This window comes from Streptomyces flavovariabilis, from assembly GCF_000725785.1.
Lineage (GTDB): Bacteria > Actinomycetota > Actinomycetes > Streptomycetales > Streptomycetaceae > Streptomyces > Streptomyces hawaiiensis.
On the sequence record NZ_JNXD01000011.1, the window covers coordinates 90,350 to 112,496 of the forward strand.

The following is a 22,147-nucleotide window of genomic DNA, read 5'->3' on the forward strand; positions in this document are numbered from 1 at the left end:
AGAACAGCAGCGACCGGGCACTCTGTCCAAGACGCGTATCGATGTCGGATCAATATGCAGCCGATATGATTGCTGCTCGTGGACCTGGTGCGGCACCTGGAGTGCTTTGTGGCTGTTGCAGAAGAGTCACACTTCGGCCGTGCCGCGACCCGCCTGGGCATGGCCCAGCCTCCGCTCTCACAGCGCATCCAGCGCCTGGAGAAACATCTGGGCGTCCGCCTCTTCGAACGGACGAGCCGGCAGGTGACCATCACCGAGGCCGGGGCGCTGCTGCTGGCCGAGGCGCGGGAGGTGCTCGCCCGCTCGGAGGCGCTCATGGCCACCGCCCGCCGGATCCGCGACGGCGAGACCGGCCTGCTGCGGGCCGCACTGCCGCCGGACGTGTCCGGCGAGACCGTCGCCGCACTGCTCGCGCACTTCTCCGGCGCCGCTGCCGCGGGCCTGGAACTGGAGCTGCACGAGCTGCCCACCGCCCAGCAACTGGAGCGGTTCGCCGCGCACGACCTGGACGTCGGGCTCATCCACCACCCCTGTGACGTCTCCGGTCTCGAGCTGGGCCCGGTGCTGCGGCGCGAGCTGGGCGTCCTGCTGCCCGGCGGCGCGGCGGCGGCGGGCCTCGACGAGGTGCCGCTCGCCTCCCTCACCGGCTACGACCTGATCCTCTTCCCCCGCGCCGGCGCCCCGGCCGTCTACGACGACCTCCTGACCACCTGCGCCCGCAACGGCTACACCCCACCGGCCGTGCGCCACGCCCAGGGCATCAGCTTCGTACGCGGACTGGTGCTGTCGGCGGAGGCGGTGGCGTTCAGTCCGCGTGACACGCATGCCCATGGGGAGGGGGTTCAGCGGCAAGGCCCCGCCTCCGGCGTCGTCTGGCGTCCCCTCACCGGCGCCCCGCTCGCCCTGCGGCACTCCGTCGCCTGGCCCGGCGGGCGGGGCGACGCCGCCGTCGCCGTGTTCGCCGAGGCCGCCACGCGGGCGCTGCGCGACACCGCCGGGGCGAGCCCCGATTCGCCCGCTCGTCCGCTGCATCTGCGCCCGGCCTCGGAGTACTGGCTGTGACCGACGCTCTCGCCCGTATCCACGCGGCCTTCGCCGACGCCGGGGTCACCGGCCGGCTGCACGCCCTGGACATCGACTCCGGTGCGCAGCTCGACGCCGGTGCGGACCAGCCGGTCTGCACCGCCAGCGTCCACAAGCTGTGTCTGCTCGTCACGCTCCACGAGCAGGCCGCGGCCGGGATCCTGGACCTCACCGAGCAGGTCGAGTGCCCTCCGCAGAGCCGCACCACCGGTCCGACGGGCCTCGCGGCGATGCTCGACGGCGCCCGGCTGTCCCTGCGCGATCTCGCCTACCTGATGATGTCGGTCAGCGACAACGCGGCCGCCGATCTGCTGCTGGAGCGCGTGGGCCTCGACGCCGTCAACCGCAGCACGGCCCGGCTCGGCCTCGGGCACACCCTGGCCGTGCACACCTTCGGTGAACTCCTCGCCACCATCAAGGAGGACGCCGGGCCGGGCGGCGCCCGGTCCCTGGCCGACCCGCTCGTCGTCACCCGGCTGCGCGCGCTCGACCCGGCCCGCAGCAACCGCAGCACCCCGCGCGACATGACCCGGCTGCTCGCCGCCGTCTGGCGCGACGAGGCGTGCACACCCGAGCACGGCGCGGCCATCCGCCGCATCCTCGGCCTGCAGGTGTGGCCGCACCGGCTGGCCTCCGGCTTCCCCTTCGACGACGTCCACGTCGCGGGGAAGACGGGCAGCCTGCCGACGGTGCGCAACGAGGTCGGCGTCGTGGAGTACCCCGACGGGGGCCGCTACGCCGTCGCCGTCTTCACCCGCACGGCCCGCACCTCCGCGCTCCTGCCCGCCGCCGACGCCGTCATCGGCACGGCGGCCCGGCTGGCCGTGGACGCCCTGCGCGCTCCCTGAGCAGCAGAGCCCCGCTGGTCAGAGCTGGAACTCGGCGGGAGACACCCCCAAAGACGCGCAGGCCTCGCGCAGGACCGTCGCCTCGGCCTGGGAGAAGTGGCCGTCCGCACCGGCGATGACCATGCCCGTCTGGATCACGGCCCTCGCCTCGGTGGGCTTCTTGGCGGCCTTGGCGATCTCCTGCATCGCCTCCGCCTTGCCGAGCTGGAAGTTGGCGATCAGCTGGTCCACGTGCTTGTTGAAACGCGTGCGCAGTTGCTCCGGCGGGAAGTTCTGCAGCACGTCGTTGCTGAGGATCATCGACTCGACCTGCTGGCGCTCGGCCGGGTCCACCTGCCCGTCGGCCGCCGCGACCAGGGCGCACATCGCCATGCTCGCGTCCCGGTACGCACCGCTCTTCAACTCGTTCTTCAGCGACCCGAGCTGCGTCTTCAGCAGACCGACCAGCTGGGCCTTGCCGCCACCACCGGACCTCGTCCCGCCGCTGTGCCCACCGGCCGTGGCGCCGCTGTGCCCACCGGTCGCCGCACCCCGCCCGCCCTGACCCTGCTGGAGAGCCTTGGCCTGGTCCTTGAGCCGGTCCCACACTGCCATTGACGTCACCTCGGTACTAGTCGGCATCACCTGCGCACTCGCTCACGCGCGCACACCCACCCAACGCCCGACCCCCGGGCAAAGGTTCCGCAAAACGAAACGGAGACCGCCCGCCCCCGGAAGCCGGGTGCGGGCAGTCTCCGTGACGGGGTGTCAGGCGTTGTCGCGTGAGCGGAGCTTCAGGCGTTGTCGCGTGAGCGGAGCTTCAGGCGCGGGGCGAAGCGGAACGCGGCGAAGCCCACTGCGGCCAGGGCCGCGGCCGCCGCGAGGACGAGGCCCATGCCGCCCGCGCCGGTGGAGGCGAGGCTGCCGCCGTCGAGGTCGGTCGACGTGCCGCCCGTGGTCGAGGTGCCGTCGCCGCCGGTCGTGCCGGCGGTGCCGGTGCCGGTGGCCGACGGGCTCGGCTCCGCGGTGGGGCTGGGGTCGGTCGTGGGGCTCGGGGACGGGGAGCCGGACTCGTCGCCGGGGCCGGGCTCCTCCGAGCCGTCACCGGGGACGACCTCGACCGCGAACTGGGTCATGGCGTCACCGACCGACGCGGCGACGGTGTACGTGCCCGTGCCCTCACCGGCGGTCAGGGCCGGGGCCGTCGCCTCGCCGGAGTCGTCGGTCTTCACGCGGACGACCCGGTCCTCGCCCTCGAAGCGGGGAGCGTCCTCGGCCGTGTCCTCGACGCGGAACTCGACCTCGGTGCCGGCCGGCGCGGTCTTGCCCGACTTGACCACCCGGGCGAGCAGCGCGTCGGCGAAGTCCTGCCCCTGCTCGGTCTTCTGCTTGTCGCCGGCGGCGGCGCTCACGACGTACGGGGACTCCTTGACCCGCACGGTGAAGGCCGTCGACGCGCCCAGTGTCTCGGCCCGGACGGTGAACGAGCCCTCCTTGCCGCCGCTCAGGTTGATCCACGGGCTCTGCGCACGGCCCTGGGCGTCGGTCGCCACCACGGTCTCGTCGTCGTCCGGCCCGCCGGTGAGGTAGAAGAGCGGCTTCAGACCGTCCGGGTCCTCGATCGTGTACGTGACCGAGGCGTCCGCGACCGGCTTGCCGTCCTTGCCCCGGGCCACCACGGCCAGCGGTTTGACGTCGTGGCCCGGCTGGGTCGTCACGTCGGTGCCGGAGACCTGGGCCAGCCGGTCGACCGGGAGGCCCCGCCACTGCAGGACGATCCGGCCGGGGCCGCCGGGCGCATTGACGCCGCCCTCGGCCACACCGGAGTCGATCGGGTTGTCGGAGTCGGCCCAGAACGGGTCGGTCTTCTCCGGCGCCTTGTAGCCGCTGCCGACGACGAACCGGGCGTCGTCCACCCGGGCCGGTTCGGCGTAGCTGGAGCCGCCGCCGCCGCTGCCGGTGGTGGGGTCGTTGCCGGTGGACGAGCCGGTCTCGGCGCCAGTGCCGCCGCCACCGCCCGCGTAGCCGGCACCGCCGCCGCCACCGGCGTAGCGGCCCGCGCCGCCGGTGCCACCGGCACCGCCCTTGGCGTGGTCGGCACCCGCGGCGCCGTTGCCGGTGCCCGCGCCGCCCTTCGCGCCGGTGGCACCCTTGCCGCCGCGGCCCGCCTCGGAGGCGTCCTGGCCCGACTCGCCGCCGGCGGCGCCCGCCTGGCCGTGGGCCATGTCGCCGCCACCGCCGCCACCGCCGCCGGCGATGACCAGCGCCGAGCCGGTGCTCGTGCGGATGCCGCTGCTGTTGCCACCGCGCTCGGCGCCGGTGTTGCCGCCCTTGCCGCCGGGGGCGTCACCGGCGTTCAGTCCCGCGACGGCGAGGCTCAGCGCCTCGCCAGGGCTGACCTTCAGGGTGCCGGCGACGAAGCCGCCCGCACCGCCGCTCGTCATGGAGTTGCCGGCGCCGCCCTCTCCCCAGGCCCGTACGTCCAGGCTCGTCACCCCGGACGGCACCTCGAACCCCTGCTTCCCCTCCGAGGGAAGGAACAGGCGGCAGCCGGAGAAGCCCTCCGTCGGTGTGCAGGCCTTCCCGGCGAGCGCCGTGCTGCCGGCGGCCGTCGCGGCAGGGGCGCCCGTCAGGGCGGTGCCGGCGGTCAGCGCCACGAAGGTCAGGGCCGCGGCGCCGCGCCGGAATGCGGCGCGGCGCAGCACGGCGGAAGCGTGATGCATCAAGGAAACTCCCCAACTTGTCACAAGCTCCCCCCCGGGAGCCATGAACTGCTCGATCAGAATCGAACACGACTAGTGGGACAGCTGATCAAACCTGAGGCTGTCGGTCAACCGAGAATGGTTGATTCCGGACCTGGGCGCATGGGGGTCCTTCGGCACGCCGTCACCCCGCAAGGCTTCTCACGTCCGGCTCGTGGCGCATGCGGGAAGGCCGGGCCCGGCTCCCGAGCGGCACACGCGGGGACGCGACGGCCGGGCCCGGCCTTCCTCTGGCCGCAATCTGCCACCCGCCGGACCGGTCCGCCTCCCGGGCGGGCCCGAACGGGGACGGGGGCCGGGCCGGGCGGGCCTGTGATGATGAGCGCCTGCCGCCCTCGCCACCCTCACGGTGCCGGCCCTCGCGGCCGGCCTGGTGTGGGGCGCGGTGGCGTCCGGCCCGGTGGGCTTCCAGGTCTCGGTGTTCTTCCTGGTGTGCGTGGCGGTCGCGGGGCTCCGCGGGGCCGCGACCGCCGCCCGTAAGATCCTCTTCGTCCGGACCGTCCCGCGCCGGCCGCCCTGGCCCTGGCCCTGGTGCTGCTCGCGCGCCGAGTCAGACGCCCTGCGTCACGGCCCGCTCCATGATCCGGCCGGCCTCCGCCTCGTCGGTGTCGGGCGGCACCACCAGCAGGTCCCAGCGGCCCCGGCCGGGGACCAGCAGGCAGACGGTGTGCGGGGCGGTCGGCGAGTCCGTGCGCCCCACGTGCACCGCCTGGCCCGCGACGACCATCCGCTCCGGGCAGGCCGGCCAGCTGTCCCCGTTGACCAGGACGCTGCTGATCCGGCCCCAGCCGCCCGGCAGTCCGCCGAGCAGCCCGGGCAGTTCGGCGGCCAGGTCGTACGAGCGGGGCCACCACGCCCCGTCGATCTTGCGGGCCGTGCGGCCTTGGCGGGGCTGGTCCGCGATGCGCAGCCGGGCCTCGGACGGCGCGGGGACGGACGGCGGGGGCGAAGAGGCGGAGGTCATCGAGGGGCTCCTGCTGCGGTGGGGGTGCGTGGCCAGGAGGTGGCGAAGCCGCGGGCCCGGCGGGGAAGGTCCTGGAGTGCGTGGAGCGCCGAGGGCGAGACCGGTTCGGCCACCGGTTGCGGCATACCCCCGGTTCCTCCACCGTACCCCGCGGGGCGGCACGGGGGCCGGGGCCGCCCGTACCGCCCCGGTCGGTCACAAGCCGTAGCGGCTCTTCAGGTGGCGCCAGAAGTCGCGCAGCATCCACGTGTCGAACTCGGTGATCTGCGCGGCGCTGCCCGCCTTCATCAGGAAGCAGCACTGGCCGGTCGGCGACCAGTCGTAGAAGTCGTCGAGGCCGAAGGTGTGGCCGACCTCGTGCAGGTAGATGTGGATGTTCTCCTGGCCGAGGGCGCCGGTGAAGTACTCCTGGCCCATGCGCTGGCCCCAGTCACCGCCCGCGCCGCCCTGGAAGCCCTTGGTCAGCCACAGCGACTGGTCGTAGTGGCGGGCGGCGCCGCCCGGGCACCTGGAATAGTCGCCGTCCTGGTGGAAGAAGCGCCCGCAGTCCGGGGCGCACTGCGGGGAGCCGCCGCTGTCGAGGACGCCCGCGTAGATGTCGACGGAGTTGTCGGTCCACTGGAGGGTGGAGCGGTTCTTCACCGCCCAGCCGACGATGTTGACGGGGACGGTGGTGTACGGCCAGGCGTTGTGCCCCTTGCCGTTCACCACCATCGCGGACATCCACTTGCCGAACTGCTTCTTCAGCGCCCCGTGGATCCGGTCACGGAGGGCGGCGCTGACGGGGGCGTCGGACTCCCAGCGCACGCAGTAGTTGACGCTTCCGCGGTTGGCCATGACCTGGTCCCAGCCGTAGTTGCGGAAGCCGTACAGGTTGCCGTAGGTCGACTCGACGTGGTTCCACACCTCGTTCAGGGGCTGGACGAGGTGTGCGGGCGGGTTCCACTCGTCGGCGGCCTGCGCCCTGCCGGACGCCATGCCGGGCGTGGCGAACGCCGCCGCCAGGACGGCGAGCACGGTGACGAGCCGCGCGAGGTGTCTGCGCATGGTGATCTCCTCGTGTGGGGGGAGAGTGTCACCGTGAGGTCGTCACCGGCGCGGCCGAGGTTGCCCGGTGTGCGGCAAGGGGCATTCCGGGCGCTTTATCGCATTTTGTCGGTGATACTTGGGGCATGAATACGGCAACGTATGCAGAACTGGCGGCGTCGTCAGATCACGCGGTCGCCGTGACCATCGCCTTCGTCGGCGGGCTGATCGTGGCCGTCGGGCTGATCTGGGCCGTGCGGGTCGGGATGCGGGTCATGGACAAGGACACCCATCACCCCGCTCCGGAGGAGCAGCCGCACATGCCGGACACCGGTCCGGTCCGCGAGATGCGGGAGATGCGGGAGCCCGACGACGTGCCGGTCGTGTCGCGCGACGGTCAGCGGCTCATGCCCCATGAGCTCCACCGTGCGAGCACCAGGACCGGGAAGGACCAGAAACCGCGCCGCTGGTCGCCCGGATCCAGTGGATCCTTCGGCGGCGGCGGACTCGGACGCACGTAAGGCCCGAGAGCCGGAGAACCCCAGGGAGGCGACATGGCTGCCCGCCACCGGACGCGCTGGGCGACGGGAGGGGCGGCCCTGGCGCTGGCCCTGTCCGCCGCGCTCGCGGGCTGTGGCGGTGACGACAGCCCCGCGGACGCCGCGAGCAAGGCGGAGTCCGCGGTGGGGTCGATCGCCTCGGCGGCCGGCGAAGCGGTGGAGTCCGCCTCGGCCGAGGCCAAGCAGCGGCTCGACGACATCCAGGACGGTGCCGATGCCAAGGACGACGTGACGGCCGGCCCGCCCGTCTCCGGGTCCGACGGCCGGGTCCGCACGGAGCTCACCGCCCGCAACACGGACGACTCGGCCCGGTCCTTCGCCGTCCAGGTCGACTTCCGGGACGCCGGGGGACAGCTGGTCGACACGGTCATCGTCACGGTGGACCACGTGCAGGCCGGCCAGTCCGCCACGGCCACCGCCCGCAGCACCCACGACCTGTCCGGTCAGGTCCGGACCGAGGTGGCCCGGGCGGTCCGCTACTGACCCTCGTCGTCCTGCACTACCGCACCACGCGAGTGCCCCGCGCCCCCGGGGGGCGCGGGGACCTGCGCGACCAGCCACGCCCCTCAGGGGCGCGGGGAACTGCGCGACCAGCCACGACGGCGCCGCAGACCGAACACGGCCTGACACGGCCTGACACGGCACGCCACGGCACGCCAGGCACGCCACGGCACTCCCCGCGGAGCGCTCAGCGTCCGAGCCACACCGTCGTGTCCGGCCCGAGCCTGCCGTCCTCCAGGGGCGCGCTGCTCAGCAGGACCTCACCGGCCGGCAGGTCGACCGCCGCGCCGGACAGGTTGGCGACGCAGCGCCAGCCCTCGCAGCGGTCGAACCGGAGCACGCCGTCCGGGGCGTCCGCCGCCCAGGTCAGTTCCTCTCCGTCGAGGAGTTTGCGGCGCAGTCGCAGGGCCGTGCGGTACAGCTCCAGGGTGGAGCCCTCGACTCCGTCCTGGGCGTCGACGGCGTACACGGCGAAGCCGGGCGGCTGCGGCAGCCAGGCACCGCCGGGCCCGAAGCCGTACGACGGTCCGGCCGTCGTCCAGGGCAGCGGCACCCGACAGCCGTCGCGGCCCTTGCGGACGTGACCCGTCTGCTCCCAGATCGGGTCCTGGAGCACCTCGGTGGGCAGGTCGGCGACCTCGGGCAGGCCGAGCTCCTCGCCTTGGTAGAGGTACGCCGAGCCGGGCAGCGCCAGCATCAGCAGGGTGGCCGCCCGGGCCCGGCGCAGCCCGGCCGCCTCGTCGACGGCCGGGGCGTGGCCGCCGGAGAGAAGCCAGGCGTTGAGGTCGGTGTCCGGCGGCAGCGTGAGGCGGGAGGCGTGGCGGATCACGTCGTGGTTGGACAGCACCCAGGTGGCCGAGGCGCCCGCCGCCCGGGCGGTGGCGAGCGAGTCGGTGATGACCTGCCGCAGTTCCTCCGCGTCCCAGCCGGCCTGGAGGTACTCGAAGTTGAAGGCCTGGCCGAGCTCGTCCGGGCGGGCGTACAGCGCACGCCGGGCGCCGGGCACCCAGGCTTCGGCGACGGCCATGCGGGGCGGGCGGTAGGCGTCGAGGATCTTGCGCCAGTCGCGGTAGATCTCGTGCACGTCGTCGCGGTCGTAGAAGGGGTGCGTGCCGGGCGGCATCGCGGTGAGTGCCTCCTCGCGGCTCAGCTCGGGCCGGCCGAGGTCGCGCAGGGGTTCGCTCAGGTCCTTGACGAGGGCGTGGGCGACGTCGATGCGGAAGCCGTCGACCCCGCGGTCGGACCAGAAGCGCAGGGTGGTGCGGTAGTCGGCGCGGACCTCCTGGTTGTCCCAGTTGAGGTCGGGCTGCTCGGGGGCGAACAGGTGCAGGTACCACTGGCCGTCGGGCACCCGCTTCCAGGCGCTGCCGCCGAAGACGGACTGCCAGTCGGTGGGCGGGAGTTCGCCGTGTTCGCCGCGGCCGTCGCGGAAGACGTACCGGTCGCGGGCCGCCGAGCCGGGCCCCGCGTACAGGGCCTCCTGGAACCACGCGTGCCGGTGTGAGGAGTGGTTGGGCACGATGTCGACGATGACCTTCAGGCCGAGGCGGTGGGCCTCGGCGACCAGGGCGTCGAAGTCGTCGAGGGTGCCCAGGCGCGGGTCGACGCCCCGGGGGTCGGCGACGTCGTAGCCGCCGTCGGCAAGCTCGGACGGGTAGAAGGGGCTCAGCCACAGGGCGTCCACGCCCAGGGCGGCGAGGTGGGTGAGGCGGCGGGTGATGCCGCGCAGATCGCCGAGTCCGTCGCCGTCGGCGTCGGCGAAGCTGCGGGGGTAGATCTGGTAGACGACGGCCTGGCGCCACCAGTCGGGGTCCCGGGACGACAGGTCGAGGGTCGAGCGATCGGTCACGCGGTCTCCTTCGCAGGGCATACGGGCGACAGCATTGAATCTGTCCAGAATGCCGGGAAAAGGAACCATCGCGCTGATCGGAGTGATCCATTCCTGCTGTGATGAAAGTGTGATAGTGGCGCAACTTCCTTTGCATCACCGCAGGTTGACAGCGTGCTGCGGCGCCGCCACGATGGGGCTCACTGAGGCGCATGTGACCAATGGGCCCAGTGTTTCTCAGACCACTCACCCCCCGGTGCGGCCCCGGCAGCCGTGCGCCGCGCGCTGCCCGCATGCCGTCACCCGGGCTCTGCACACGCCAAGAAATGGGATACGCATGTCCATAGCGAGACGTGTCACCGCGCGCCGCCTGCTGGGGACGGGCGCCGCGGCCCTCGCCCTCTGCGCCGCCTCCGCCACCACCGCGTTCGCCACCGGTACGCCCGGCGGCGACGGCTGGTCGTCCGGCGGCAGCTACAAGCCCGGCACGGGTGCGGGCACGGAGACCGGGACCGATCGCTGCCAGTTCTCGCTCGACGGCACGAACTTCTACGACTCGGTCAAGGTCGACGACCAGAACCTGAAGCCGACCCAGGACGGCAAGGTCCACATCAAGGTCCGCACCGCCGGTGACGCGGCCACCTGCACGGCCTCCCTGGCCTCCTACCTCGCCCACGGCGCGACGTTCGCGACCTCCGGCGAGCAGGTGTTCGTCGACTTCGACACGGTGACGGTCAAGCCGGGCGGCACCGACTCGCTCGACATCGCCATCCCGGACCAGGGCTGCTTCGGGCAGATCGACCTTTACCGGGGCGCGGTCAAGTTCGACGGCGAGCTCGACGCGAAGGACGGCTTCGAGCACGGCGAGCTGCCCAAGGGCCCGGACCGCCCGGTCATCAAGGACAAGCTGATCGCGGCCTGGAACGGCGGCACGAAGAACTGCACGACCCCGCCGCCGGCGGAGGAGGAGCCGCCCGCCTCCACGCCGCCCGCGACCCCGACCGAGCCGGCCGAGGAGACCACGCCCCCGGCGTCCCCGTCCGAGCCGGCCGAGCCCTCGACGCCGCCGTCCTCCGACACGGACACGCCCACCCCGAGCGCCTCCGAGTCGACGCCCGTCGCGCCCGAGCCGAACGGCGGTGGCGGCGACCTCGCCGAGACGGGCGCCAACAGCAGCACGGGCCCGATCGCCATCGGCGCGGCCGCCCTGCTGGCGGGCGGCGCGGCCCTCGTCGTCGCGACCCGCCGTCGCGCGGCCAAGCGCAACGCGTAAGCACCGCAACCGGCCCACGCCGGGCCGCGGCCCGGCGTGCCGCGTGGCCCGGTAGCCGCGGCAGTCGCGCCGCTGGGGCGGCACCCGTCCCGAAGAGGCGGCACCCCGTAGCGCCGGGCTGCGCACGCCCCCGCCCTGACGGTGTCCCACCAGGACTCCGTCGGGCCGGGGGCTTCGGACGGGGCCGCTACACCGTCTGCAGGTACAGGTTCACGTACCGCTCCACGTCCACGTCCAACGCCACCTCCACCAAGGGCTGTTCGCGCATGCCCTCGTGGATCTCGGACTCGCCGGGGACCGGCCGGCGGTCGACGATCGTCTGGCCGCGCGCGGGCCCCGGCGCCAGGACGACCTCGACCGGCAGGCGCTCGGTGGTCAGGCCCTTCGGGTCGACGACCGCGCAGACCGCACCCGCGTCACCGAGGCCGCCCATCGGCGTGGGATCGCCGGACGTGGCCGGGTCCCGGTGGGCGAGCAGCTCACCGGCCATCCGCAGGCTCGGCTCCGCGCTCGCCCGCAGCCGCTGCACCTCCCCCGCGGGCACCAGGACCTTCTTGAACACGTCCAGTCCGTACATCGTGATCGGCACCCCCGCGGTGAGCAGCACCGCGGCCGCCTCCGGGTCGTGCCACACGTTGAACTCCGCGACCGGTGTGGCGTTCCCGGTCGCCACCGCGCCGCCCATGAACACGATCCGCTCGATGTTGCGGGTCACCTCGGGGTGCGTCCGCAGCAGCAGCGCGATGTTCGTCAACGGCGCCATGGGAATCAGCGTGACCGGCCTCGGCGAGGCGAGGATCTCGCGGCGCAGCAGCGTCACCGCGTCCACGTCGACCGGCACGCGGGTCGGCGCGGGCAGCCTCAGGTCGGCCATCCCGTCCTGCCCGTGCACATGCCGGGCCGTCCGTACGGGCTCGATCAGCGGACGCTCGGCACCCCGGGCGACGGGGATGTCACCGGCGCCGGCCACCTCCAGCACGGTCAGAGTGTTGCGGACGACGCCGTCCACGTCCGTGTTCCCGGCCACGCAGGTGATGGCCCGCACGTCGAGCGCCGGGTGCCGTACGGCGAACAGCAGGGCGAGGGCGTCGTCGACGCCGGTGTCACAGTCGATGATCACCGGGATGCGCTGACCGTCCGTCACGGCGAGGACTCCTTCCAGTGGGGCGGCGGAAAAGCTCCGCAGCAGCGACCTTACGGCCTGGGCTGCGGCCCGCTCCGGGCTCCTGCCCGCGTCAGGACCGGCGTATCGCCGTGACGTCGGACTCCAGCGGCCGTCCGGCCCCGGAAGGCGGCCCGGAAGGACGGCGTCACCGTGTCGGTGCCGGCGTTCGACGTCGCGGGCGACCGGATCCAGCACGTCTATGCCGTGCTCAACCCCGACAATCCGGCCCTGGACGGCCCACTGACCGGCGCCGCCCGCCACACGAACGGACGCGGCGATGATTCCGGCCCCGGTGGCCGGTCGTTACGGGCAGGAGACGACGAAGGAGTACCGCCATGCCCGCACAGCGACCGACCACCGAGCTCGACGCCCGCTACAGCTCGGCGCTCAACCCCCGCCCGGGCGCCCCGGAGGTGACGGCCACCGAATGGGCCGAGGCGCAACGGCGGTTGGAGGCCGCCGAGATCTTCTGGGTGTCCACGGTGCGGCCCGACGGCCGGCTGCACGTCACGCCCTGCATCGCCGCCTGGCACGACGGGGTGCTGTACTTCTCCACCGGCCGCGGGGAGCAGAAGGCGAAGAACCTCGCGCACGTCGCGCACTGCGCGCTGACCACCGGGACGAACTCCCTCACCGACGGGTTCGACCTCGTGGTCGAGGGCACCGCCGAGCCGGTCGGCGACCGTGCGCGGCTGGAGGAGGTGATCACGGCGTTCGAGACGAAGTACGGGCCGCACATCACCTCCCCCGAGGGCACGTTCCACGGCCTCGGGGACGAGTTCCGCAGTGGCGACGCGGTGGTGCTCGCGGTGGCCCCGGGCACGGCGTACGGCTTCGGCCGGGACAACGGGGTCTACAGCCACACGCGGTGGACGTTCTGACCCCGTCCCGGCCTGCGGTGATCCCGTCCTACGACGGGTCCCAGAGCCCGGGGCCGCGGGCCGCCACCCGGTCGCCGACACGGCGCAGCAGCTCGGCGCCGGGCAGCACCTCGGGCCGGCGGCCGTCGCGCAGGCGCGGCGCCACGAGACCGGCGGCGGCCTCCCGCCCGCCGATCACCGCCTGGTACGGCACCAGCCGGGCCGCGCGGATCCGGGCGGCGAGGGTGCCCTGGTCGGGTCCGGCGACCTCGGCGCGCAGACCGAGCTCCCGGGCGCGTCCGGCCAGGGCGTGGGCGGCCTCGAACTGCTCCTCCCCGACCGGCAGGACCGCCAGCTGCACCGGTGCCAGCCACGGCGGGAAGGCGCCGCCGTGCTCCTCGAGGAGGTGGGCGACCGCGCGCTCCACGCTGCCGATGATGCTGCGGTGCACCATGACCGGGCGGTGTTTGGCGCCGTCGGGGCCGATGTAGTGCAGGTCGAAGCGTTCCGGCTGGTGGAAGTCGATCTGGACGGTGGAGAGGGTGGATTCCCGGCCCGCGGGGTCGGTGATCTGCACGTCGATCTTGGGGCCGTAGAAGGCCGCCTCCCCCTCGGCCGCCTCGTACGGGATGCCGGAGCCGTCCAGGACCTCCCTCAGCAGGGCGGTGGCGCGCCGCCACAGCTCCGGGTCGGCCACGTACTTGCCGCCCTCGCCGGGCAGGGACAGCCGGTACCGGGCCGCGCGGATGCCCAGGTCCGCGTAGGCGCGGCCGATCAGCTCCAGGGCGGCCCGGGCCTCCTGGACGGCCTGCTCCAGGGTGCAGAAGATGTGCGCGTCGTTGAGGGTGATGGCCCGCACCCGGGTCAGACCGCCGAGGACGCCGGACAGCTCCGAGCGGTACATGCCGCCCACCTCGGCCATGCGCAGGGGCAGTTCGCGGTAGCTGTGGGAGCGGGAGCGGTAGATCAGGGCGTGGTGGGGGCACAGGCTGGGGCGCAGCAGGACCTGCTCGGCGCCCAGGTCCATCGGCGGGAACATGTCGTCGCCGTAGTGGTCCCAGTGCCCGGAGATCTCGTACAGCTCCCGTTTGCCGAGGGCCGGTGAGTAGACGTGCCGGTAGCCGGCCCGGCGTTCCGCGTCGCGGATGTACTCCTCCAGGGTGTGCCGCACGATCGCGCCGTCGGGCAGCCAGTACGGCAGCCCGGCGCCCATCAGCGGATCGGTGTCGAACAGGTCCAGTTCACGGCCGAGTCGGCGGTGGTCGTGCATGGTGACTCCTCGCGGTCGGGAGGCGAGCACCACGCGGCGAAGCCCCGGGGCACTCGCCCCGGGGCTTCGGACATCTGGGTCAGCTGTCAGCGCGCCGGGACACTCTCCGGCGTCGTCGTGGCGGACGGGTACGACTGGGCGCGCTGCATGGACGGGACCGTAACAGCGGGGCCGGGGGCGGGGCGACGGATTTTCGGGCAGGGGGCCGCGGGTGTCCCGGTCCGCTCACCCGGACGGCCCGTATCGCTGGTGGGCGGGCGGTCGCGGTGGTGCCGTAAGAGCACCCACCCGATCTTGGAGAGCCGCCCGTCCGGAGGCGCCTCCATGAGCCCCCCGCAGGAGGCACCCCGATGACCCGAGCCCCGGCCACCCGTACCCTCCTCGCCTCCGCGCTGTCCGTGACCGCCCTGCTGGCCACGGCCGGCTGTTCCGTGGAGGACGAGCCGCGGCCCCGGTGGTTCTCCGCCTCCCCGTCCGCCTCCGGCGCGTCACCCGCCGTCGAGCAGCCCGCCGGTTCCGGCGCCGCCCTCACCGAGGCGCAGGCCCGGGCGGCGCTGGTCACCGAGGCCGATCTGGGGGAGCCGTGGGGGCCGACCCGGGGCGCGCGGACCTGGCGGGACGGCCTGCTCAAGGCGACCACGGAGGACCGGGAGTGCCAGCGGCTGCTGGACGTCCTCTACACGGAGGAGCCCTTCGGCGCCCCCGAGGGCCCGCAGGCGACGTCCGCGCTCGACGACGGCGACACCGACGCCCAGTTGCGCTACCGGGTCGCCGCCCATCCCCCGGCGGAGGTGGACCGCACCCTGGACTGGATGAAGTCGCTGCCCGGCAGGTGCGGCCAGTTCACGGCCGCGACCCCCCGCGGCGGCGTCCAGGGCGTGGAGGTCCGCGACCTGCCGCTGCCGCCGGTGGGGGATGCCCGGCAGGCCCTGCGGGTCACGCTGGCCGGCGAGACGGAGGAGGGGGAACTGACGTACCTCACCATGGATCTCGCCGCCGTCCGCGCCGGCGAGGAGACGATCACCCTCACCCACGCGGGCCTCGACGAGGTGTACGCGGAGGCCACCCAGCGGGCCGTGGAGCTCGGGGCGCGGCGCCTGGCCGAGATCAGGAAGCAGGGCAGGGCACAGATCTGACGCTCCCGTCCGGGCGGTCAGTACCGGTCGAAACGCGTGCGGTGGGCGATCACGTCCCGCGCCACGTCCACGGCCGTACGCCCGCGGGCGAAGGCGTCCGCCCGCAGTCGCGCGAGCGCGTCGTCCGCGCCCACGCCGAGCTGCGCCATGATCATTCCGACGGCCTGGTAGACCTCGTCGTGGTCGGTGGCGAGCCCGCTCAGCCAGTCCTGCCCGTCCTGCGTCTCCGGCTCGTCCCCGTGCGGCAGTGCCATCAGGGCCACGGTCATCACACCGGCCACGATCCGGGCCACGTGCAGCTGGCGGTCGGTGAGTCCGCCCGGGCGGTCGCGGTACAGGTCGAGCGTGCCCACGCACACCTCGCCGCTGCCCAACGGCACCGCGTACACCGCCCGTACCCCGGCCTCCGTCGCCTGCTGGGCGAAGACCGGCCAGCGTCCCGCGTCCCGGCCCGTGGTCAGGTCGCAGGCGAGCACCGGCGCGCCGTCCTCCAGCGCGCTCTGGCAGGGGCCGTCGCCCAGCGTCGCCTGGATGTGCGCCAGGTGCGCGGCCTGGGCGCTGCTCGCGCTCAGCTGCACGGGCATGCCCTCGCTGCGCAGCGACACGCTCGCTCCGATCACCGGCAGCAGTTCCACCGCCACCTCGCACAGCCGCCCGGGCACCTCTCCGGGCTCGGCGCCCCGCACACCCCTGGCGATCACGTCCGCGGCCCGGGCTCCGTCCGGGTCCGGACCACCGCCCCCGGTGCGGCCGGGGCCCCGGCCGCCACCGAAGGCGCCTCGGGGATCGTCCCTGGGCCGCACGGGCCACCGCCTCCTTCGATCACCGCGGCTTGCGCCATTGCCGGGTCCGGGGCGGGCCGTTGGCGGCGGCAGGACGTCCTGCCGTCCGCGGCCGGCAACGCGAGAGGCGTCGGCGGACCGGCCGTGCGGTGACCGGCTCACCGGTTGCCGCCACCCGCCGGGCCGCGGCCGGCCGCCGGACCACCGGTACAGCCGCCCACCGGGCCGTGTAGCCGCCCGGATCACTCCGGGTCCTCCCGGGATGGTGCCCCGACTACCCGTTGCCGGTGCGGCAAAACCCCTGGACGGGGCCGTCCCCGTGGGGGCTCGGCCTCAGCGTTTCTCGTACGGGTCGTCCGGCTGCGGCACCCGTCGTACGGAGGTGGCGTCGATGACCGGTGGCCAGGCGGCTTCCGAGCCCGGCTCCCCCTCGGGGTGCCACGTGCCGGTGACCGTCACCCATGTGTCGACCGGCGGCGCCTGCGCACCGCGTACCTCGGCCTTGGCGGCCGTGGCGTCGGCGGCGCAGCAGGAGACGAGGAGGCGGGTGACGTACCAGGTGCCGTCGCCGCCACGGGTGACGAAGCCGGTGAGCCGGAGCGTTCGGCCCTTCAGGGAGCGGCCGCTGTCGTAGACCGCGCGGGAGCCGAACTCTCCGAGGGTGAGGCCGAGCGGGTTCCCGGACGGCAGGGCCGGGAAGGTGCCGACGCCCTGGGTGGCACGCCGGGCCGCCTCGCGCTCCGCGCTGTAGGAGCCGAGGGCGGGCGGCGGGAACAGCAGGAGGGCGAGGGCGGGAAGCGTGAGGAACCAGGCGACCCGGGGGCCGGCGGGGCCGTGGCTGTGCCCTGCGTGGCCGCCGTCGTCCCCGTGTTCGGGCGCGTCCTGCCCCCTGGCCGTCAGCACCGCCACGGCCACACCCAGCAGCACCAGCGTCACCCCGGACACCACCAGATACGGCCGCAGTCCCGTCTGGACGTAGCGCAGATACAGCTCGCTGAAGAGCGACACCCGCAGGATCGCCGCGCCCACGAGCGCGAGCAGCACGGCCGGTCCGTAGCGCCTCACAGCAGCCACCACCCCACCAGGACGCTGCTCGTCACGGCCACGACCCACGTCGCCGCCGAGAAGCGCACCGCGAAGGCCCTGCCGAACGTGCCCGTCTGCAACGCGATCAGCTTCAGGTCCACCATCGGCCCGACCACCATGAACGCCAGCCGCGCGGTCGGGGAGAAGCCGCTCAGCGACGCCGCCACGAACGCGTCGGCCTCACTGCACACGCACAGCACGACCGCCAGCACGGCGAGCAGCAGCACCGACAGCCAGGGCGACCCGGTGAACACCTCCAGCAGCGACCGGGGCACGACGATGGCGAAGGTGGCCGCGGCCGCCGCCCCGAGAACGAGGAACCCGCCCGCGTGCAGGAAGTCGTGCTGAAGTCCCGAGACGAAGGCGCGCGGTCCGCCGCCCGGCGCCGGCCCGCCGCTCCGCTTCGGCAGCCGCAGCCATTCCTCCCGCCCGAACCGCGCCCACAGCCAGCCCATCACCACGGCCGTGCCGAGCGAGGCGAGCAGCCGGCCGAGGACCATCTCGGGTTGCCCCGGGAAGGCGATCGAGGTCGCCACCAGGACGACCGGATTGATCGCGGGCGCCGACAGCAGGAAGGCGAGCGCGGCCGCCGGCGCGACACCCCGCCGCATGAGGCTCCCGGCCACCGGCACGGACGCGCACTCGCAGCCGGGAAGCACGACCCCCGCCGCCCCCGCGACCGGCACGGCGAGCACCGTACGGCGGGGCAGCACCCGCTGGAACACCCGCTCGGGCACGAACGCGCCGATCGCCGCCGACACGACCGTGCCCAGCAGCAGGAACGGCACGCCCTGGACGGTGATCGCGGTGAACACCGTCCACCAGGCCGCGACCGGCGGCGTGTAGAGGTCGAGCGCCAGCATGGGCCCGAGCACGGACGCCACCGTCGTGATGGCGAGCAGGGCGGCACCGCCGAGGACGGCGTACACCAGGGCCCGCAGGCCCAGCCGTATACCGTCGGCCACTGTCCGTTGGTTCTCCACGCGCCCGCCCCGGTCGTTCACATCCCGAGAGGGAGGCTAACCCGCACGGCCGTGTGAAGGCCCTGCCGTCTCACAGAGGGGGCTGTGCGGGCGCGGGACCGAGGGTGGTGGTGCCGGGGGCCGTACGGTGCCCGAGGCCCGTCCGGTAGGCGTCCAGGGCCGCCTCCACCCGCCCGGTCCGCCGCAGCAGGTCCCCGAGCAGCCGGCACAGGTCGGCCAGGTCACCGGCGGCACCGGCCCGCTCCAGCAGGCTCAGGGCGCGGACGTAGTGCTCCTCGGCGTCCTCCGTGCGGCGGGCGTCCTCGGCGATGATGCCGAGCAGCCGGTGCGCGGCGGCGGAGTGGACGGCGCCGCGCTCGGAGGACAGGTGCCCGAGGACGTCGTGCAGCAGGGCCGCCGCCTCGTCGGACCTGCCGCGCCGGTGCAGCACGTCGGCCAGCTCCACGGCGACCTGGCTGCTGTAGAGGGCGGCCCGCTTGGCCGACAGCATGCCGAGGGCCTCCCGCAGCTCGGCCTCCGCCCGCTCCAGCCGGCCGTCCTGGGCGTAGACGTAGCCGCGCATCCAGTGGCAGTTGGCGAGTTCGGTGCGGATCTGCAGGCCCCGGTACAGCTCGGCGGCCTTGGCCAGGGAGGCGTCGGCCTCGGCGAGACGGCCCTCGGCGACCAGGGTGCGGGCGACGGACCGGTGCATGCGGGCGACCAGGGCGGGATCACCGGACTGCGGGGCGAGGGCCAGGGCGAACTCGGCGGCCTGGGCGGCGCGGGCGTGCGCGCCCATGTCCATGTACGGGCCGATGGCGCTGGCGTAGAGCAGCAGCAGGGCGTCCGGGTCGTGCAGGCCGCCGCGGTTCAGTTCGTCGAGGGCGGTCTCCAGCAGATAGACGGCGTACCGGAGCTCACCGGCGAGGTAGTGCGCCACGGCCCGGCCGCGCAGGGCCGGGACACGGGCGGGCAGCGGCGCCCCGGCCAGACACTCCTCGGCCCGCTCGAAGTACTGCCGGCCCGCCACGAGCTCGCCCGTCTCCAGGGCGCACTCGCCGAGTCCGAGCAGGGCGGCGGACTGCTCGGGGGCCAGGCCGTGCGTCTCGGCCTCGGCGAGCAACTCGGCGTACTGCCCGGCCGCCGCCTCCGTCTCGCCGACGGCGAGAGTCCGCTGGGCGTCGGTCAGCCGCAGCCGCAGCTCGGTCACGAGCCGGGCGGAGTGCCCGGTGGCCAGCTCGTCGAACGCGACACCGAGCCGGTCCGCGAGATGCCGCAGGGCGTCGTCGGAGGGCCGCACCCGGCCCGACTCCAGGGTGGAGATGTAGGCGGGGGTGTACGCAGGTTCCGCCAACTGCCGCTGGGTCAGCCCCTGTTCGACACGCAACCGCTGCACCCGGCGTCCGATGACCCCCGGGTCGTCACGCTCCCCCACGCCAACTCCCCCTGCCCCTCTTGCCGTTCGCGGCGAACAGCCCCTAGGTTAAACGGAGGGTTAAGCAGAATTGTCGAACACGCTTAACACGTCGCCACCGTAGTCGCCGCCCCAGTTGCGAGGTCGCCGTGCTCGAACGCACACGCACCGCCGAGCGGTACGCCCGCGGCTTCACCGCCGCCCTCGTCGCCGTGGCGACCCTGCTCCTCGCGGCGAACGCGGGCCCGGCGAGAGCCGAGACCCCGCAGCCGGGCCCGCGGGCGGTCACCGACTCCCGCTGAAGCAGGGGTGCTGCTCTACGGCACCCCGGCCTTCACGCGCTGACGTACGTCACGAACGCGGCGTACGTCTGCGGCGAGAGCGTGAGTGTCCCGACCTCGGGGTCCTTGGAGTCCCGGACGGCGACGCGGGCTCCGAGGTCGGCGACCTCCACGCAATCACCGCCGGTGTTGCCGCTGTACGACGACTTACGCCACCGCGCGTTGGTCAGGTCCGTGCTGGTCCCCATAGCGCTCCTCCATCACGCGTGCGATCAGTACCGCCGAGTCCTTCACCGAAAGGGCAGCGGCCTGCAAGGAAGCGTAACGGCGGGCGGCCTCTCTGACAGTGTCGGGATGGGCCGTCATGTGTCCCGAGATCAAGTCCTCGGTGTAGACGATCTCGGGGTCGTCGTCGAAGCGAAGGGTGTTGAACGATCCGACCAGACTGGCGTGTTCTCCCGCTCCGAAGGGCAGCACCTGCATGCTCAGCCAGCGCTTTTCGCACAGACTCAACAGGTGCGCCAGTTGGTTCCGCATGGTCTCGCGACCGCCGATCGGCCGATGCAACGCCGCTTCGTCCAACACCACCAGTGTGAGCGGCGGTTGCTTTCCCTGTAGGAGGAGCTGGCGCTCCATCCGGGCCGCCACCAGATCGTCGAGGTTGTCCGGCCTGCCAGTCGCCAGCACGGCCCGCGCGTAATCCTCCGTCTGCAAGAGCCCGTAGACCAGCTGAGCCTGATACGTGGAGATGTAGGTCGCCTTGGCCTCCATCTCCGCGTACGCCTGAAACCACGTAGGCAACTGGCTCCGCAGAACCAGCCCCACGAGCCTCGAAAAGCAGCCGTCTGTCATCAGCGCCGCATCCGCTCGCTCCGCGAACTCTCTGGTCGGGACCTTGTGGGCGGTTTCGATCTGGCCGACGAGAGAGCCCGTGCAGAAGATGCAGTCCCCCAGCTCCTTCTGGGACAGCCCCGCACTCTCCCGGTAGCGGCGGAGCTCCGAGCCGAAGTAGTCCAGCGGCGAGGCGGTGGGGTCGAGTCGGCGGATGTTGGGCATGGAAGCGGTCACCCCCGGATCCGAACGCCGCTCGGCGTTCTTTTCGTTCTGTAGCCGAGAGTAACCACATGACTCCACGCTGGTGGCATGAATCAGGTAACCCACCAGGCGGGGCCAGGACTTGGGCCCAGGTATGGCATCGACTTCACCCTCGGTGAGCACTCCGCCCGGCATCTGCGCCGCATCCTGCGGGTGTATCTCACCGCCTGGGAGATGGCGGATCTGTGCGACTCCGCCTCGCTGGCCCTCACCGAGCTGGTCGCGAACGTCGTACGCCACACGCCCGACCGGCGGGCCGCGGTACTGCTTCTGCGGCGGCCGGACGGGCGTGGAATGCGCGTGGAGGTCACGGACAGGAGCCCGCACCCGCCGGGTTCACCCACGGCTGTGGACGACCTCGCCGAGGACGGACGCGGCGTGCTGATCGTCGGCGCCGTCACGGACCGGTGGGGATGGGACCCGCTTCCCCACCGGTCCGGCAAGACCGTCTGGTTCGAGTGCGACGCGAAGGACGGCTAGGACGCGTCACCGCGTGAGCGAAGGAAGCGCCACCCGAAGTAGCACACCCCCACCGCTCCGGCGGCCGCGCCGGCGGCGCAGGTCGCCGTGGCCCACGTGGCCATGTCCTGAGTGATCCACAGCAGGCTCACCACGGCCAGCGCCACGGAGAACAGGAACCGTTCTCCATAGCCCGGTCCGCGGCGGCCGGTCAGTCCCCGGTGGCCGTGCACTTGTACGTCACGCCCTTCATCCTGATGTCGCGGTAGCCCACCTTCACGGAAACATCGTTGGGAGCGATATCGGTGCCGCCACCGCCGCCGCTTTCCTTCTTGCGGCAGTAATAACCGAGTGCGTCGAGCTTCTTGATGTCACTCATCGCCTGGTATTTCTTGTACGACGCGATCATGGCCGCTCGCCTTTCCGCAGGCGTGGCTTCCTTCGCCTTCGTGTAGGCGTAGCACCCGATGCTGGCGCCGATTCCCACCCACGAGGCACCCTTGGCCAGGGCCTTGGTGAGGCCGGCCGCGCCGCTGCCGATCCCCAGGACCGCGCAGATCTCGTCCGCTCCGGCGCGCACCTCCGGCTGTGCCGGAGCCGCCTGTGCGGCCTGTGCCCCGACACCGCACAGCGTGCCGGTCATGGCGAAGGCGATTACGGAAGAAATTCCCTTGCTTCGTACGCTCACGAAGTCCATCCCCGTTTTCATTTACCGTATGCCTGGATCGCATACTCGGATTGCATGGTCAGTGCGAAATTGAGGCTACCCACGGGGGACGGGCGTTCGCAATGGAGAACTTGTGAACATCACCG

The 22,147-nt window shown here is 73.2% G+C and carries 24 protein-coding genes and 1 pseudogene; 10 read left to right on the forward strand and 15 right to left on the reverse strand.

Translation table 11 applies throughout. The features are described 5' to 3' along the window. Window positions 1-108 precede the first annotated feature (108 nt). Complete coding sequence (locus tag IO24_RS0119680; RefSeq protein WP_234335185.1) at window positions 109-1,062, forward strand: LysR family transcriptional regulator; 954 nt, start codon at window positions 109-111, stop codon at window positions 1,060-1,062. After that, complete coding sequence (locus tag IO24_RS0119685) at window positions 1,059-1,931, forward strand: serine hydrolase (RefSeq protein ID WP_031137425.1); 873 nt, start codon at window positions 1,059-1,061, stop codon at window positions 1,929-1,931. Before IO24_RS0119680 ends, IO24_RS0119685 begins: the two co-directional genes overlap by 4 nt. Before the next feature lie 18 nt (window positions 1,932-1,949). Here the strand turns inward: IO24_RS0119685 and IO24_RS0119690 are convergent, their stop codons facing one another. After that, window positions 1,950-2,525, reverse strand: a complete 576-nt coding sequence (locus IO24_RS0119690) for a tellurite resistance TerB family protein (RefSeq protein ID WP_031137426.1) — start codon at window positions 2,523-2,525, stop codon at window positions 1,950-1,952. 179 nt (window positions 2,526-2,704) lie between these two features. Beyond that, window positions 2,705-4,633: a glycine-rich domain-containing protein gene (locus IO24_RS42135; protein WP_051905953.1), complete on the reverse strand. Its 1,929-nt coding sequence runs from the start codon at window positions 4,631-4,633 to the stop codon at window positions 2,705-2,707. Window positions 4,634-5,030: 397 nt separating this feature from the next. Between IO24_RS42135 and IO24_RS43140 the strand changes: the two are divergent. After that, window positions 5,031-5,254 (forward strand): annotated as a pseudogene (locus IO24_RS43140) (DUF1304 family protein); the annotation flags it as partial. On the opposite strand, the gene IO24_RS0119700 reads toward IO24_RS43140, so the two are convergent. Together IO24_RS0119700 and IO24_RS0119705 are read right to left on the reverse strand one after the other, a co-directional pair. Continuing rightward, window positions 5,223-5,636, reverse strand: a complete 414-nt coding sequence (locus IO24_RS0119700; RefSeq protein ID WP_031137429.1) for a DUF5994 family protein — start codon at window positions 5,634-5,636, stop codon at window positions 5,223-5,225. The pseudogene IO24_RS43140 and the gene IO24_RS0119700 overlap by 32 nt on opposite strands. Window positions 5,637-5,831: 195 nt before the next feature. After that, complete coding sequence (locus tag IO24_RS0119705; RefSeq protein WP_031137432.1) at window positions 5,832-6,683, reverse strand: hypothetical protein; 852 nt, start codon at window positions 6,681-6,683, stop codon at window positions 5,832-5,834. A 125-nt stretch (window positions 6,684-6,808) separates the two neighbouring features. Between IO24_RS0119705 and IO24_RS0119710 the strand changes: the two genes are divergently transcribed. Continuing rightward, window positions 6,809-7,183 carry a DUF6479 family protein gene (locus tag IO24_RS0119710; RefSeq protein ID WP_031137434.1) on the forward strand — a complete coding sequence of 125 codons (375 nt, stop codon included), beginning with the start codon at window positions 6,809-6,811 and terminating at the stop codon, window positions 7,181-7,183. Between the two features lie 33 nt (window positions 7,184-7,216). Further along, complete coding sequence (locus IO24_RS0119715) at window positions 7,217-7,705, forward strand: hypothetical protein (RefSeq protein WP_031137435.1); 489 nt, start codon at window positions 7,217-7,219, stop codon at window positions 7,703-7,705. Between the two features lie 205 nt (window positions 7,706-7,910). Here IO24_RS0119715 and IO24_RS0119720 read toward each other — a convergent pair whose 3' ends face one another. Next, the gene (locus IO24_RS0119720) at window positions 7,911-9,572 is read right to left on the reverse strand and encodes a glycoside hydrolase family 13 protein (RefSeq protein WP_031137436.1); all 1,662 of its coding nucleotides are present in this window, start codon (window positions 9,570-9,572) and stop codon (window positions 7,911-7,913) included. A 316-nt stretch (window positions 9,573-9,888) separates the two neighbouring features. Here IO24_RS0119720 and IO24_RS0119725 point away from each other — a divergent pair, with 316 nt between their 5' ends. Beyond that, window positions 9,889-10,824 carry an LAETG motif-containing sortase-dependent surface protein gene (locus tag IO24_RS0119725; protein WP_031137437.1) on the forward strand — a complete coding sequence of 312 codons (936 nt, stop codon included), beginning with the start codon at window positions 9,889-9,891 and terminating at the stop codon, window positions 10,822-10,824. A 187-nt stretch (window positions 10,825-11,011) separates the two neighbouring features. Here IO24_RS0119725 and IO24_RS0119730 read toward each other — a convergent pair whose 3' ends face one another. Further along, a complete protein-coding gene (locus tag IO24_RS0119730; RefSeq protein ID WP_031137439.1) occupies window positions 11,012-11,968 on the reverse strand; it encodes a nucleoside hydrolase in 957 nt (318 codons plus the stop codon). A gap of 356 nt (window positions 11,969-12,324) precedes the next feature. Here IO24_RS0119730 and IO24_RS0119735 point away from each other — a divergent pair, with 356 nt between their 5' ends. After that, the gene (locus IO24_RS0119735) at window positions 12,325-12,870 is read left to right on the forward strand and encodes a pyridoxamine 5'-phosphate oxidase family protein (RefSeq protein WP_031137441.1); all 546 of its coding nucleotides are present in this window, start codon (window positions 12,325-12,327) and stop codon (window positions 12,868-12,870) included. A gap of 28 nt (window positions 12,871-12,898) precedes the next feature. Here the strand turns inward: IO24_RS0119735 and thrS are convergent, their stop codons facing one another. After that, window positions 12,899-14,119, reverse strand: a complete 1,221-nt coding sequence (gene thrS, locus IO24_RS0119740) for a threonine--tRNA ligase (RefSeq protein WP_031137442.1) — start codon at window positions 14,117-14,119, stop codon at window positions 12,899-12,901. Window positions 14,120-14,469: 350 nt separating this feature from the next. On the opposite strand from thrS, the gene IO24_RS0119745 reads away from it, so the two are divergent. Next, entirely contained in the window at window positions 14,470-15,255 is a 786-nt protein-coding gene (locus IO24_RS0119745) for a hypothetical protein (RefSeq protein WP_031137444.1), read from the forward strand. A 17-nt stretch (window positions 15,256-15,272) separates the two neighbouring features. On the opposite strand, the gene IO24_RS0119750 is transcribed toward IO24_RS0119745, so the two are convergent. The 4 genes from IO24_RS0119750 to IO24_RS0119765 form a co-directional block, all read right to left on the reverse strand. Continuing rightward, window positions 15,273-16,058, reverse strand: a complete 786-nt coding sequence (locus IO24_RS0119750; RefSeq protein ID WP_031137445.1) for a GAF and ANTAR domain-containing protein — start codon at window positions 16,056-16,058, stop codon at window positions 15,273-15,275. A gap of 312 nt (window positions 16,059-16,370) precedes the next feature. After that, window positions 16,371-17,102, reverse strand: a complete 732-nt coding sequence (locus tag IO24_RS0119755; protein WP_031137446.1) for a TIGR03943 family putative permease subunit — start codon at window positions 17,100-17,102, stop codon at window positions 16,371-16,373. Beyond that, the gene (locus IO24_RS0119760; RefSeq protein ID WP_234335184.1) at window positions 17,099-18,088 is read right to left on the reverse strand and encodes a permease; all 990 of its coding nucleotides are present in this window, start codon (window positions 18,086-18,088) and stop codon (window positions 17,099-17,101) included. Before IO24_RS0119760 ends, IO24_RS0119755 begins: the two co-directional genes overlap by 4 nt. An 88-nt stretch (window positions 18,089-18,176) precedes the next feature. Further along, window positions 18,177-19,520, reverse strand: coding sequence for a helix-turn-helix transcriptional regulator (locus tag IO24_RS0119765; RefSeq protein WP_031137449.1), 1,344 nt, complete (start codon window positions 19,518-19,520; stop codon window positions 18,177-18,179). 128 nt (window positions 19,521-19,648) lie between these two features. On the opposite strand from IO24_RS0119765, the gene IO24_RS45705 reads away from it, so the two are divergent. Further along, on the forward strand, window positions 19,649-19,801 hold the full coding sequence (locus IO24_RS45705; RefSeq protein WP_167551626.1) for a hypothetical protein: 153 nt from the start codon (window positions 19,649-19,651) through the stop codon (window positions 19,799-19,801). Window positions 19,802-19,833: 32 nt separating this feature from the next. On the opposite strand, the gene IO24_RS0119775 is transcribed toward IO24_RS45705, so the two are convergent. Both IO24_RS0119775 and IO24_RS0119780 read right to left on the reverse strand, forming a co-directional pair. Further along, a complete protein-coding gene (locus IO24_RS0119775; RefSeq protein ID WP_031137450.1) occupies window positions 19,834-20,028 on the reverse strand; it encodes a DUF397 domain-containing protein in 195 nt (64 codons plus the stop codon). Beyond that, window positions 19,988-20,836, reverse strand: coding sequence for a helix-turn-helix domain-containing protein (locus tag IO24_RS0119780; protein WP_031137452.1), 849 nt, complete (start codon window positions 20,834-20,836; stop codon window positions 19,988-19,990). Before IO24_RS0119780 ends, IO24_RS0119775 begins: the two co-directional genes overlap by 41 nt. Before the next feature lie 87 nt (window positions 20,837-20,923). On the opposite strand from IO24_RS0119780, the gene IO24_RS0119785 reads away from it, so the two are divergent. Continuing rightward, window positions 20,924-21,355, forward strand: coding sequence for an ATP-binding protein (locus IO24_RS0119785; protein WP_045296006.1), 432 nt, complete (start codon window positions 20,924-20,926; stop codon window positions 21,353-21,355). Here IO24_RS0119785 and IO24_RS0119790 read toward each other — a convergent pair. Together IO24_RS0119790 and IO24_RS0119795 are read right to left on the reverse strand one after the other, a co-directional pair. Continuing rightward, entirely contained in the window at window positions 21,352-21,567 is a 216-nt protein-coding gene (locus IO24_RS0119790) for a hypothetical protein (RefSeq protein ID WP_031137455.1), read from the reverse strand. The genes IO24_RS0119785 and IO24_RS0119790 overlap by 4 nt on opposite strands. Beyond that, a complete protein-coding gene (locus IO24_RS0119795; protein ID WP_031137456.1) occupies window positions 21,546-22,031 on the reverse strand; it encodes a hypothetical protein in 486 nt (161 codons plus the stop codon). Before IO24_RS0119795 ends, IO24_RS0119790 begins: the two co-directional genes overlap by 22 nt. Window positions 22,032-22,147 lie beyond the last annotated feature (116 nt).